Here is a 12379-nt window from a genome sequence, read left to right as displayed (position 1 = left end):
CGCGGGGTGGAGCAGCCCGGTAGCTCGTCAGGCTCATAACCTGAAGGTCACAGGTTCAAATCCTGTCCCCGCAACCAAACACAAAAGCCCGCCCCGGGAACACCAGGGCGGGCTTTTTCGTGTCTCAAGCGTCCCTTCCGCGCAGGCTCCGCCGGTGAAGCAGGACGATGCCGAGACCGAGGACGACCACGGTCGCGGCGGCGGCCAGACTGAGGATGCGCTCCACCAGCGGCGTGTAGATGCCGCGGGCTGCATCGTAGCCGTAGCACAGCAGGGTGAGGCGATCGGCCAGGGTGCTGCCCCGCCCCTCCCCCGCCTCGATCAGCGCGAGGCGCAGGTCGCGGCCGTTGAGGGCCAGGGGCGACAGCACCTGCGCGACGCGTCCTTCCGGCGTCAACAGGATCGCGGCGGCCGGATGGGCGATGCTGTCGCTGTCGCGGTCCACGATGTAGCGATAGCCCAGTGCTCCGGTCAGGCGCGCGATGGCCTGCGCATCGCCCACGAGCGCCCGTGCCGCCACCGGCCCACCCGACGATGCCTGCGGCATGCGTCGCGCCGCTTCGGCGTCGTCCTTCGGGTCGAGGCCGACCAGGACGAAGCTGACGTCGCGGTCGGGCGCGAGCCCGCTGGCCGCGAGGGCCGCTGCGGACATCGCCAGCATCGGATCGCAGACATTGGCGCAGGTGTAATCGACGGGCAGCAACAGGGTCGCCCGTCCGCCCATCGCCGCCCCCAGCGTGGTCGCTCCCGTCGCCGCATCGGTGAAGGCCAGATCCAGGTCCACCCGGGCATCGGCCGCGGGTGCGACGGCGACGCGCGCGAGGTCGTTCTCCGCCAGGCGCGCCCACCCGATGCCGGGCAGCACGACCGATCCCATCAGGCCGAACAACAGGGCGGACGCCAGTCGCGAGGTCATCCGGATCGCCCGTATCGGGTCGCGAACGCGCATGGGGATCGTGTGGTCGGTCCTGAGGTCTCGGCCGGCCCGGTGGCTTGCGCGCCCACATCCCAGGGCACCCAGGGCGGGGACATCTCTGCGGACGGCACTCTCATGACGGCAAGCGGATACGCGGCCCAAACGTTCCCCGACCTCCTCCCCCCGACTTCCTCCCCGATGACCGGCCTGCCAACCCGTATGGGCTGCCGCCGCGGAGTGAACCGGTGCCTCCGGCCTGTGGTTGTCGTCGGAAACCTGGGCTGTGGAAAGCGGATGAGACGGCATCGTGACACCCCGCGCCCGACCGTGCTGTCAGGTCGGCGCCGCTCCTGATGGCGCAACTGTTCGCGCCCGGGGCCGACGCGCTCCTGCGCCTCGCGGTCCTGTCCGGGGCGGCCCTGCTCGCCGGGGGCGCCGTCGTGGTCGCGGGGATCGCGCGCTCGGACTACGTCACCGGCGTCGGGATCGCACCGGCCCAGCCGGTGCCCTTCAGCCACAAGCACCATGCGGGGGAACTCGGCATCGATTGCCGCTACTGCCACACCACCGTGGAGACCCAGGCCAGCGCCGGGCTGCCGCCGACCCAGACCTGCATGACCTGCCATTCGCAGATCTGGACCGGGTCGGACATGCTCAAGCCCGTGCGCGACAGCTTTGCCAGCGGTGAGCCGTTGCGCTGGACACGGCTGAACAAGCTTCCGCAATACGTCTACTACAACCACGCGGTGCACGTGACCAAGGGGATTGGCTGCTCCACCTGCCACGGGGATGTCACGACCATGCAGATGACCTTCCGTGCCAACGCGTTCGAGATGCGCTTCTGCCTCGATTGCCACCGGGCGCCGGACCGATACGTGCGCCCACCCGATCAGGTCTGGAACATGAACTGGAGTCCGCCCGCCGATCAGGCCACGCGGGGGCCGGAACTCGTGGCGAAAAACCACATTCACGGCGGCGACCGGCTCACCGAATGCGGGATCTGTCACCGCTGATGGCCGATGCCCACGACCTCGCGCATCTGCGCCGCTGCCTCGCGTCCGGGGATGGACCCGCCTTCTGGCGCAGCCTCGACGCGGTCGCGGAGACCAGCGCCTTTCAGGCCTATCTCCGATCCGAGTTTCCGGGGGCGCTGGCTCTCGCGCAGGGACCGGAACGGCGCGGCTTCCTCAAGCTGATGGCGGCCTCCTTCGCGCTTGCCGGCCTCTCGGCCTGCGATGCCTTCGACGGTCGCGGGCGCGAGGTGCCCTACGTGGTGCAGCCCGAGCGCATCGTGGCGAGCGCTCCCCTCGCCTACGCCTCCTCGGCGCTGTTCGACGGCTTTGCCAACGGCATCCTGGTCACCACCCGCAACGGCCGGCCCCTGAAGGTCGAGGGCAATCCCGAGCATCCCTGGAGCCGGGGCGGCACCGACGTTCTGGCCCAGGCCTCGGTGCTCGGGCTCTACGATCCGTTCCGCAGCCAGGCGGTCCAGCATCTCGGCCGCCCCTCCGCGTGGGCGGCCTTTCGCGGGGCGCTGCTGCCGCGCCTGACGACCCTGCGCGAGACCGGGGGCGCCGGCTTCCACCTCCTCACCGGTCCGGTCACGTCGCCGTCGCTGGCCGCCGGGATCGCGCGGCTGCGCGCGGCCTATCCGGGCCTGCGCTGGCACGTCGCCGAGACGGTGCCGCGCACGGGCCTCTACGAGGGTGCGCGGCAGGCCTATGGCCGGCCCCTCGAGACGCAGATCCGATTCGACCGGGCCCACACCCTGGTTGCCCTCGATGGCGACTTCCTGGAGGTCGGGCCGGGGCAGGTCGGCCTGTCCCGACGCTGGATCGAGGCGCGCCGGGCGGCGCAGGCCGCGGGCGGTCTCCTCACCCTCCACGCGGCCGCCTCCACGCCGGGCCTGACCAGCAGCAAGGCCGACCACACCCTCGCGGCCGAGCCCGACGACCTCGTGCGCCTCGCGCACAACCTGCTGCGTCTGGCGGAGGGCGGCCGGCCGGAGGTCCCGGATGGACCGATGGCGGCCTGGATCGCACGAACTGGCGCGGCCCTGCTGGCCGATCGCGGACGCAGCGTCGTCACCGCGGGCCTCGGCCAGCCGGCGGAGGTCCATGCCCTCGTGCACCGGATCAACGGGGCGCTGGGAAACACCGGCGTCACGGTGCTGCACACCGCACCGGTTCCGGTCCAGGGCGCCGAGAGCCTGTCGGACCTCGTCGATGCGATGGCACGGGGGAGCGTCGGCACCCTGCTGATGCTCGGGGTCAATCCCGCCTATGCCGCGCCGGGCGATCTCGCCTTCGCCGAACGGCTGTCGCGGGTGCCGTTCAAGATTCATGCGGCCGCCTATTTCGACGAGACCGCGGCCCATGCCGACTGGCACCTGCCCCTGGCCCACCCGCTGGAAAGCTGGGGCGATGCGCGTTCCCTCGACGGCACGGTGGGGCTGATCCAGCCGACCGTGGCACCGCTCTATGGTGGCCGTTCGGCCCACGAAATCCTGACCCTGTTCGGGGCCGAGGCGCCGGCAAACGAAGCGTCCGCGCCTCAGGCGCCCGGAACACAAGGGCCCGGAACACAAGGGCCCGGAACACAAGGGCCCGCAAACGAAGCGTCCGTGAACGAGGGAGCGCCACAGGGGCGCGTCCTGCTGGAGCGCCAGTGGCGCGGCCCGGACGAGGGCGACGCCGCCTTCGCGGCGCGCTTCAGCGAGGCCCTGCGCCTCGGCTTCCTGCCCGATTCCGCGCTGGCGGTGGAAGCCGTCACCCTCTCCGGCGGTGTCGTGCCGGCGCCGAGCACGGATTCGGGGGACAGGATCGCCCTCGTCTTCCGCCCCGATCCCTGCGTCTGGGATGGAGCGGAGGCCGATCTCGGCTGGCTCCAGGAACTGCCGAAACCGCTCACCAAGGTGGTGTGGGAGAACGTGGTCGCGCTGAGCCCGACGCTCGCCGAACGCCTCCGTCTCTCCACCGGCGACATCGTCGCGGTGGAGGCGAACGGTCGGCGCCTGGAGGGGGCCGCCTGGATCCTGCCGGGGCAGGCCGAGCGCACGGTGACGCTGACCCTCGGCTATGGTCGGCGGGTGCCGGACCATCTCGCCCACGGGCTGGGCTACGATGCCAACGCGCTCCGGTCGAGCGCCACGCCCTACGGGCTCTCCGGCGTGACCCTGACCCGGACCGGCCGCCATGCGAAGCCGGTGACGACCCAGGACCTCGGCACGATGCAGGGGCACGACTTCGTGCGCGTGCAGGCGGTGGGGGCGCCGAGCGTCGGCGATCCACCGGGCGCGGCCGTGCCGTCCTTCTACCCCGAGGCGCTGTCGGCGGGGCGGGGCGAGGCATCGGCGGGCGGCAAGAGCGCCCGGGCCTGGGGCATGGTGATCGACCTCGACGCCTGCATCGGCTGCAATGCCTGCCTCACCGCCTGCCAGTCCGAGAACAACATCCCGGTGGTGGGGCGCGAGGAGGTGGCGCGTGGGCGTTGGATGAACTGGCTTCGGGTCGACCGCTACTACGCGGGCGGGCTCGACGCGCCGAAGACCCATTTCCAGCCCGTGCCCTGCATGCATTGCGAGCAGGCGCCCTGCGAGCTCGGCTGCCCGGTGGAGGCGACGGTGCACGACAGCGAGGGCCTGAATCTGCAGGTCTACAACCGCTGCATCGGCACCCGCACCTGCCAGAGCTACTGCCCCTACAAGGTTCGGCGCTTCAACTTCCTCGATTATACCGGCGGGGCGGCGCCGGTGGAGCAGCAGCAGCGCAATCCGGAGGTCACCGTGCGGGCGCGCGGCGTGATGGAGAAATGCACCTACTGCCTCCAGCGCATCGCCGGCGCGCGCATCGATTCGGCCAAGGACGCGCATGCGCCGATCCCCGACGGGGTGGTGGAGACTGCCTGCCAGGGCGCCTGCCCGACCCGGGCCATCGTGTTCGGCGATCTCGCGGACGATGCGAGCCGGGTCGCCGCGGCACGCCGGGACCCGCGCAACTACGCCCTGCTCGGCGATCTCAACACCCGCCCCCGCACCACCTACCTCGCCAGCCTGGCGCCGGGGGCGCCCGATGCCGAGCCGGGTCGGGAGGGCTGAGCGGCATGGCCGACGCGGTCCTCGGTCCCGAGACCTCGACCCGCTCCGGCGCCGGGATCGCGCGCGCGATCGCGGTGCGGGCTCTGCACAATCCGCCGGGACGGCGCTGGTGGATCGCCTTCGCGGCGGCGTCCGGCCTGCTCGCCCTGTTCTTCGGGGTGATCCTCGTCCTGCTCTTCACCGGCGTCGGGATCTGGAACAACAACAATGCCGTGGTGTGGGCGCTGGACATCGCCTCCTACGATTGGTGGATCGGCATCGCCTGCGGCAGCGTCGTGGTCGCCGGAACCCTGCGCCTCACCGATGCGCCCTGGCGCGGCGCGATCAGCCGGATCGCGGAGGCGAATGCGCTTCTCTGCACCCTCGCGGCCGGGCTCTACCCGATCATCCATCTCGGGCGCCCGTGGTTCTTCTACTGGAACCTGCCCTATCCCAACACGCTGGGGCTGTGGCCGCAATTCCGCTCGCCCCTGGTCTGGGACGCCGTCGACATCGTCAGCTTCCTCGTGGTGACGGTGAGCCTCTGGTATCTCGGCCTGTTGCCCGATCTCGCGACCCTGCGCGACCGGGCCTATGCCGAGGCCGAGATCAAGTCCCGGCGCGCCGGGCGTCCGCGCCGCTGGCCGAGGTTGAAGGCCCAGGCCTATGGCATCGCGGCGGCGGGCTGGCGCGGCTCCGCCTCGCACTGGCAGCTCTGGGGGCAGGCCTACCGCATCGTCGCGCTGCTCGGCCTGCTCCTCGTGGTCGCGCTCCAGACCGGGGCTTCCGTGATGTTCGCCGGCTCCGTCCTTCCCGGCTGGCACGACACGATCCTGCCCGTCGCCGAGTTGGTGAACGCGGTGTTCTCCGGCGTGGCCGTCATCGCCGCCCTGGCGGTGCTGATCCGCGCCGTCTACGGCCTCGACGATCTGATCACCGAGCGGCACGTCGAGCGTCTCGCCCGGCTTCTCCTCGGCCTCGGCCTCGCCAGCCTGTACTGCCACGGGGCCGAGTTCCTGTCCGGCTTCCTGCACGGCGACGCCTTCGAGCGGGCGACCCTGGTGCGGCGGCTCACCGGGGCGCAGGCCTGGGCGTTCTGGACCGTGCTGACCTGCGCGCTGCTCCCCGTCCACCTGTTCTGGTGGGCGCGCTTCCGGCGCTCGAGCCCGACGCTGGCCCTGGTGGGCGGCCTCGTGGCGATCGGAGCCTATGCGGACCACGTCATGGTGCTGGTGGTGACCCTCTCGCACGATTTCCTGCCCTCCTCCGCCCTCGCGTATTGGGTCGGGCTGTGGGGCGTGGCGACGTTTGCCGGCTCGGTGGGTCTGTTCCTCGTGCTGCTGCTCCTGGTCCTGCGCACGCTGCCGGTGCTCTCGATCGCCGACCTGCGCGCGGCTGCGCCGGCCGAGCCGCGCGCCCCGGCCGGACCCGTGCCCGCCGACCGGCCGGTCGGCGCCGAGACGCCGCTTTGGGGCGTCAGCGCGGAGTTCGACACCGAGGCGGACATGGCCTGTGCCATGCGCGCTTTGGCCCGCCCCCATCCCCATCACGGCACGACGGTGCGCCTCGATGCCTTCGGCCCCGTGCCGATGCCGGATGCCCTGGACGGGCTCGCGCGCCGGAACCGCTCGATCCTCCCCTATGCCCTGGGCGCGTCGCTGGCCGGCGGCGCGGCCTTCTACGGGATGTGCGTCTACGCGACCGCCTACGGCTACGTCTTCGATGTCGGCGGGCGGCCGCGCTTCTCCTGGCCCTCGTTCGTGGTGCCGAGCCTGTCCTTCGGCGTGATGTGCGGGACGCTGGCCGTGCACGCGGTCTTCCTGTTCGTGAACCGCCTGCCGCGTCTCAACCACCCGGCCTTCAACATCCCGGAATTCGGGCGGGCGTCGCAGGACCGCTACTTCCTGGCCGCCGAGGCCCGTAGCACCGACTTCGACGCGGCGCGCATCGAGCGCCGACTCGTGAGCCTTCCCGAGGGAGGCGGACGTCCCCTCGCCATCCGGCGGGTGCCGCGATGAGGCGCTGGCTCGACCCTGGTCTCCCCCTCGTCCTGTCCGTGAGCCTGTCCCTGACCTTGCCCGGCTGCGGCGAGGCGAACATGCGCGATCAGGCCAAGGCCAACACCTGGGACGCCAACCGCTTTTTCCCGCAGGGCATGACCATGCGCGAACCCGTGGCCGGGACCGTGCCCCGCACTGATCCGGCCCGTTTCGTGCCGCGCCCGGCCGTCATCGACGCGGCCCTTCTGGCGCGGGGCCGGGAGCGCTACGGCATCGCCTGCACGCCCTGTCACGGTCGCAGCGGCGACGGTCGGGGCATGATCGTGGCGCGCGGCTTTCCCGCCGCGCCGTCCTTCGCCGACGCGCGCCTGCGGGGCGCCAGCGCCGACGCGCTCTACAGGGCGATCACCCAGGGGCACGGTGCGATGTTCGGCATGGGCGCGCAGGTGGCCCCGGCCGACCGCTGGGCCATCGTCGCCTATATCCGCGCCCTGCAGTTGAGCCAGGGCGCGGCGGTGGCGGATCTGCCGGAGTTGGACCGGACCCGGCTCGCGGAGACCGCCCGATGAGCGCCGGCCGCTCGCTCGCCGCACTCCTGGCCGGCCTTGCCGCCCTCGGCCTCGCCGTCCGTCTCGGCGATTGGCAGGCGTCCTATCTGGCCGCGTGGCTTGGCCTCCTGGCCCTGCCGCTGGGCGCCCTCCCCCTGGCGGCGGGCCTCGATGCGCTCGCGCCCCGAGGATTCCTGTCCCTGCGCCCGTCTCTGCGGCGCTGCCTCGGGCTGATGCCGGTGGCGGCCCTCCTCGCCCTCCCCCTCGTCGGGGTGGTGCCGGCGCTCTATCCCTTCGCCGGCGGAACCCCCGCCGCGACCCCACTCGCCGAAATCTGGCTGACCACCCCGTTCTTCGCCGCGCGGATCGTCGCCGCCCTCGCCCTCTGGGTCTGGCTCTGTCTCCGGGTCGCCGCCGGCCGCGGACCGGTCGCCCTGGTGCTCGGCCTGCACGCCGTGCTGGCGACCCTCGTGAGCTTCGACCTCGTCACCGCCCTCGACCCCCGCCTCGGCTCCAGCCTGATCGGCCTCCTCATGATGGTGGCCTGGAGCGGTGCGGCCCTTGCCGCGGCGCTTCTGGTTCTACCGCCCGGCAAGCGCCCCGAGGCCGGGCTGCTGCCGCTCGCCCTGTTGCTGGCGGCCTGGGTCTTCCTGCACTTCGTGCAGTTCCTCGTCGTCTGGTCCGCCAACCTGCCCGCGGAGGTGTCCTGGTACCTGGCGCGCGGCGGCCTCCTGGGGCGCGCCCTCAGCGTCGCGGGCGGAGCCGTCGCGGTGTTCGCCGCCCTCCTGACCTTGCGGCCGGGGCCGTGGACGACCCGAGTCCTGGCGGGGCTCGCCCTCGTGGTCCATGGCGCCGAGATGGCCTGGCTCGTCACCCCGGCTTCGCGCGGGGCCTTCGTGGTCACGGGGCAGGATGGCCTCGCCGGATTCGCCGTCGCCTGCCTCGCCCTCGGCCTCGCTTCCCATCCCGCTCTGCGCCACCCCGCTCGCCTCGCCCCGGAGAGACCCGCATGAGCGCGCCGAACGACACCCGCCGCTCAAGCCTCGGCCTCCTCCCGGCGATCCTGGCCGGTCTGATCCTGCGTCGCACCGGCGCCGTCCCGACCCGCGCCGCCGAGGCTTCAGGCTCCGAACCTCCGGCGCAGGACTGGGATTACGAGCACAGCGACGCCGCGGCCGGCAAGACGGCCTGGGTGATGCTCGGCCTCGCCGGCGCCGTGCTCGCCACCATCGGCGCGGTCCTGCTTCTCGACCACGTCGTCCTCGGCCACCAGCGCCGCGCCCTGCCCCCGCTCACCCCCCAGCAGATCGTGGCGATCCGGCCGCCGCCCCCGAACCTGCAGCCCGATCCCTATGCGGATATCGACGCGAAGGAGGCGGACGAAGCCGGCCGCCTGTCCGGCTACGCCTATCTCGACGCGTCCCGCACCCGTGCCCGCATCCCGATCGACCGGGCCATGGCGCTGATGGCCGGCCGGTCCTTCGACCCGGAAAACCCGCGGGTCCCGGCGCCATGAAGGCCCAATCCGCCCTCGCGCTCTGGCCCCCGGCCGCCTCGGCCACGGCGGTCGAGACCGACCACATCATCCTCGGCTTCACGGTGCTGACCCTGCTCCTCACGGTGCCGGTCTTCCTCGCCATCACGTATTTCGCCCTGCGCTACCGGGCCGGCGAGCAGGTCGACCGCAGCACCGACGAGCGCCGCAGTTTCCTGATCGAGATCAGCTGGATGCTGATCCCCTACGGGCTGACGCTGATCTTCTTCGGCTGGGGCGCCAAGCTCTTCATCGAGTCCCGCCATCCGCCGCCGGGGGCCATGGTGGTGGAGGCGGTGGGCCGCCAATGGATGTGGAAGTTCCAGCATCCGACCGGCCAGTCCGAGATCAACGACCTGCACCTGCCGATCGACCAGCCGGTCCGCATCCGCATCACCAGCCAGGACGTGATCCACGCCCTCTACCTGCCGGCCCTGCGCCTGCAGATCGCCGCCCTGCCCGACCGGACGACGGAGATCTGGTTCAAGGCGGACCGCACCGGGACCTATCGGCTCTACTGCTCGGAATATTGCGGCACCGACCACTCGGTCATGGACGGCAACCTGACCCTGATGACCCAGGCCGAGTACCAGCACTGGCTCACCCATGCGGGCGCGCAGCAATCGAACGTGGCGGCGGGCCGCGTCCTGTACGAGTCCTATGGCTGCGCCGGCTGCCACGACGGCGCGGTCGCGGGTGTGAAGGCGCCGTCCCTCGCCGGCCTCTACGGCCGCCCGGTCCACCTCGCCGATGGCCGCACCCTCACGGCGGATGAGGACTACATCCGGGCCAAGATCCTCAACCCCAACGCCAACCGGCTCGCCGGCGGCGGCAAGCAGGTGATGCCGAGCTTTCGCGGGGTGATCCCGGCCGACGACCTCGACCGTCTCGTCGGCTACCTCAGATCCTATGATCGCGTCGCCGAAGGCATGCCCCAGGAAACGTCTCGAGGAACCCCCCGATGAGCAGCGCCGGAACCCTGCACGGCGACGCCGCCGCGCGCGATCCTCACATCCCGGCGCCGACCCTGGACCGGCCGGAGGATTATCTCCACGCCGAATCGACCCTGCGCTCGTGGTTCTTCACCACCGACCACAAGCGCATCGCGCTCCTGTATCTGGCCAGCATCACCGCCTTCTTCGTCATCGGCGCGGTGGCGGCCGGCTTCGTGCGCCTCGCCCTCGTCGTGCCGAACGGCGCGATCATGACCAACGACACCTACAACAAGGCCTTCACCATCCACGGGGTGGTGATGGTGTGGTTCTTCCTCATTCCGTCGATTCCGAACACCTTCGGCAACTTCCTGATCCCGCTGATGATCGGGGCCAAGGACCTCGCCTTCCCGCGGCTCAACCTGGCGAGCTGGTACGTCTTCATGGCCGGCGCCCTGTTCACCCTGGTCTCGGTGGTGCTGGGCGGGGTCGATACCGGCTGGACCTTCTACGCGCCGCTCTCCACCGCCTTCTCGAACACCTGGGTGCTGCCCGCGCTCATCGGCGTCACCATCGTGGGGTTCTCCTCGATCCTGACGGGGCTCAACTTCGTCGTCACCATCCACACCATGCGGGCGCCCGGCATGACCTGGTTCCGCCTGCCGATCTTCGTCTGGACCCACTACGCCACCAGCCTGATCTTCCTGTTGGCGACCCCCGTCATCACCATCGCGCTGATCCTGCTCATCGCCGAGCGGGCCTTCCACGTGGGTGTGTTCGACCCGGCCTATGGCGGTGACCCGGTGCTGTTCCAGCACCTGTTCTGGTTCTATTCGCACCCGGCGGTCTACATCATGGTCCTGCCCGGGATGGGGGTCATCTCCGAGATCGTGCCGGCCTTCGCCCAGAAGAAGCTCTTCGGCTACCGCTTCGTCGCCTACGCGGCGATCGGGCTCGCCTCCGTGACGTTCTTCGTCTGGGGCCACCACATGTTCGTCAACGGGCAGAGCGACCTCGCCTCGCTGGCCTTCTCGGCCCTGTCCTTCGCGGTGGCGGTGCCCTCGGCGGTCAAGGTCTACAACTGGACCGCCACCATCCACAAAGGCCGCCTGCGCCTCGATACCCCGATGCTGTACGCCATGGGCTATATCGGCCTGTTCGTGCTCGGCGGGTTGACGGGGCTCTACCTCGCGACGCTGGCCATCAACCAGCACGTCCACGCCACCTACTTCGTGGTGGCGCATTTCCACTACATCATGGTCGGCGGCACGGTGCTGGCTTTCCTCGGCGGGCTGCACTTCTGGTGGCCGAAGATCACCGGGCGGATGTACAGCGAGCCCTGGGGCCGGATCTCGGCGCTGTTCATCTTCCTCGGCTTCAACGTCACCTTCTTCCCGCAATTCATCCTCGGCTATCTCGGCATGCCGCGGCGCTACGCGACCTACCCGCCGGAATTCCAGCTCCTCAACGTGCTGTCCTCGGCAGGCTCGACCATCCTGGCGGCGGGCTACCTCTTCCCGATGGTCTACCTCGTCTATGCCCTGTGGTTCGGGCGCAGGGCACCCGGCAATCCCTGGGACGCCAAGGGGCTCGAATGGGAGACGACCTCCCCGCCCCCGCCGCACAACTTTTCGCAGCCGCCGCAGGTGCCGGAGGTGCCCTACGACTACCCGATCCAGGCGCAGGAGACCGGGAGGCAGCACACATGAGCGCTGATTCCATCGGTGCCGACCCGGTCGGCGTGACGCGTGCCGAGCACTTCGCCACGGTGGCTCAGCAGCGTCATGCCGCCACCCTCGGCATGTGGGCCTGGCTGCTCACCGAACTCCTGCTCTTCTCGGGCCTGTTCCTCACGGCGCTGATCCTGCGCCTGCTCCATCCCGAGGCCGTGCAGGCGGCGGCCGGGCACCTCAAGTTCTGGATCGGGGTGGTCAACACGGTGGTGCTGCTCTGCTCCAGCCTGACCATGTCGGCCGCGATCGAACTCTCGCGTCTCGGCTGGCAGCGGCCGATGGTCGGCTGCCTCCTCGCCACCGCCAGCCTCGGCCTGCTGTTCCTGGTGCTGAAGGGCTACGAGTATGTCGCCGATTACGAGGAGCACATGATGCCCTTCCTCGCCCGCCGGCCCTATGCGCTGGCGGAACAGCCGGCGACGCGACTCTTCGTTAACCTCTACTACGTGGCGACCGCACTGCACGCGGTCCATCTCGTCACCGGCATCGCCATCCTGCTCGGACTCACCTGGAAGGCCTCGCGTCCCGGATTCCTGCTGCGGCACCAGAACTGGATCGAGGTCTACGGCCTGTACTGGCACTTCATCGACCTGATCTGGATCATCGCCTTCCCGGTGCTCTACGTGGTCAACCGGTAGGAC

10 protein-coding genes and 1 tRNA gene are annotated in these 12379 nt (G+C 70.8%); 10 read left to right on the top strand and 1 reads right to left on the bottom strand.

Annotation, left to right across the window (positions count from 1 at the left end):
- A tRNA-Met gene (locus tag ASF60_RS23285) sits at positions 1-77 on the top strand.
- Positions 78-124: 47 nt separating this feature from the next.
- Here ASF60_RS23285 and ASF60_RS23280 read toward each other — a convergent pair.
- Positions 125-916 (bottom strand): SCO family protein, encoded by a 792-nt coding sequence (locus tag ASF60_RS23280; protein WP_244478551.1) that lies wholly within the window; start codon positions 914-916, stop codon positions 125-127.
- Positions 917-1269: 353 nt separating this feature from the next.
- Here ASF60_RS23280 and ASF60_RS23275 point away from each other — a divergent pair, with 353 nt between their 5' ends.
- Genes ASF60_RS23275 through ASF60_RS23235 form a run of 9 tightly spaced genes read left to right on the top strand, consistent with a single transcriptional unit; the run spans position 1270 to position 12376 of the window.
- Positions 1270-1929, top strand: coding sequence for a cytochrome c3 family protein (locus ASF60_RS23275; protein ID WP_056190697.1), 660 nt, complete (start codon positions 1270-1272; stop codon positions 1927-1929).
- Complete coding sequence (locus tag ASF60_RS23270; protein ID WP_056190736.1) at positions 1929-5012, top strand: TAT-variant-translocated molybdopterin oxidoreductase; 3084 nt, start codon at positions 1929-1931, stop codon at positions 5010-5012. The genes ASF60_RS23275 and ASF60_RS23270 overlap by 1 nt, the downstream gene beginning before the upstream one ends.
- Positions 5013-5017: 5 nt before the next feature.
- Positions 5018-7009 carry a quinol:electron acceptor oxidoreductase subunit ActD gene (locus ASF60_RS23265; protein ID WP_056190695.1) on the top strand — a complete coding sequence of 664 codons (1992 nt, stop codon included), beginning with the start codon at positions 5018-5020 and terminating at the stop codon, positions 7007-7009.
- Positions 7006-7560 carry a c-type cytochrome gene (locus ASF60_RS23260; RefSeq protein WP_056190694.1) on the top strand — a complete coding sequence of 185 codons (555 nt, stop codon included), beginning with the start codon at positions 7006-7008 and terminating at the stop codon, positions 7558-7560. The genes ASF60_RS23265 and ASF60_RS23260 overlap by 4 nt, the downstream gene beginning before the upstream one ends.
- On the top strand, positions 7557-8552 hold the full coding sequence (locus tag ASF60_RS23255) for a hypothetical protein (protein WP_056190692.1): 996 nt from the start codon (positions 7557-7559) through the stop codon (positions 8550-8552). The genes ASF60_RS23260 and ASF60_RS23255 overlap by 4 nt, the downstream gene beginning before the upstream one ends.
- Positions 8549-9055 (top strand): hypothetical protein, encoded by a 507-nt coding sequence (locus ASF60_RS23250; protein ID WP_056190691.1) that lies wholly within the window; start codon positions 8549-8551, stop codon positions 9053-9055. Before ASF60_RS23255 ends, ASF60_RS23250 begins: the two co-directional genes overlap by 4 nt.
- Complete coding sequence (coxB, locus tag ASF60_RS23245; RefSeq protein WP_056190689.1) at positions 9052-10038, top strand: cytochrome c oxidase subunit II; 987 nt, start codon at positions 9052-9054, stop codon at positions 10036-10038. Before ASF60_RS23250 ends, coxB begins: the two co-directional genes overlap by 4 nt.
- Positions 10035-11714: a cytochrome c oxidase subunit I gene (locus tag ASF60_RS23240; RefSeq protein ID WP_056190686.1), complete on the top strand. Its 1680-nt coding sequence runs from the start codon at positions 10035-10037 to the stop codon at positions 11712-11714. Before coxB ends, ASF60_RS23240 begins: the two co-directional genes overlap by 4 nt.
- Positions 11711-12376, top strand: a complete 666-nt coding sequence (locus ASF60_RS23235) for a cytochrome c oxidase subunit 3 (RefSeq protein WP_056190684.1) — start codon at positions 11711-11713, stop codon at positions 12374-12376. Before ASF60_RS23240 ends, ASF60_RS23235 begins: the two co-directional genes overlap by 4 nt.
- Positions 12377-12379: the final 3 nt, after the last annotated feature.

Origin of the sequence: Methylobacterium sp. Leaf113, assembly GCF_001423325.1 — a bacterium.
Lineage (GTDB): Bacteria > Pseudomonadota > Alphaproteobacteria > Rhizobiales > Beijerinckiaceae > Methylobacterium.
Note: the sequence above shows the minus strand (reverse complement) of the source record. Positions and strands in the feature narration are given on the sequence as shown.

Bases quoted from the DNA above. Each gene is read 5' to 3' on its own strand.
- ASF60_RS23275 (WP_056190697.1), top strand. From the start codon at position 1,270: ATGGCGCAACTGTTCGCGCCCGGGGCCGACGCGCTCCTGCGCCTCGCG.
- ASF60_RS23280 (WP_244478551.1), bottom strand. From the start codon at position 916: ATGACCTCGCGACTGGCGTCCGCCCTGTTGTTCGGCCTGATGGGATCG.
- ASF60_RS23260 (WP_056190694.1), top strand. From the start codon at position 7,006: ATGAGGCGCTGGCTCGACCCTGGTCTCCCCCTCGTCCTGTCCGTGAGC.
- ASF60_RS23240 (WP_056190686.1), top strand. From the start codon at position 10,035: ATGAGCAGCGCCGGAACCCTGCACGGCGACGCCGCCGCGCGCGATCCT.
- ASF60_RS23255 (WP_056190692.1), top strand. From the start codon at position 7,557: ATGAGCGCCGGCCGCTCGCTCGCCGCACTCCTGGCCGGCCTTGCCGCC.
- ASF60_RS23270 (WP_056190736.1), top strand. From the start codon at position 1,929: ATGGCCGATGCCCACGACCTCGCGCATCTGCGCCGCTGCCTCGCGTCC.
- ASF60_RS23265 (WP_056190695.1), top strand. From the start codon at position 5,018: ATGGCCGACGCGGTCCTCGGTCCCGAGACCTCGACCCGCTCCGGCGCC.
- coxB (WP_056190689.1), top strand. From the start codon at position 9,052: ATGAAGGCCCAATCCGCCCTCGCGCTCTGGCCCCCGGCCGCCTCGGCC.
- ASF60_RS23250 (WP_056190691.1), top strand. From the start codon at position 8,549: ATGAGCGCGCCGAACGACACCCGCCGCTCAAGCCTCGGCCTCCTCCCG.
- ASF60_RS23235 (WP_056190684.1), top strand. From the start codon at position 11,711: ATGAGCGCTGATTCCATCGGTGCCGACCCGGTCGGCGTGACGCGTGCC.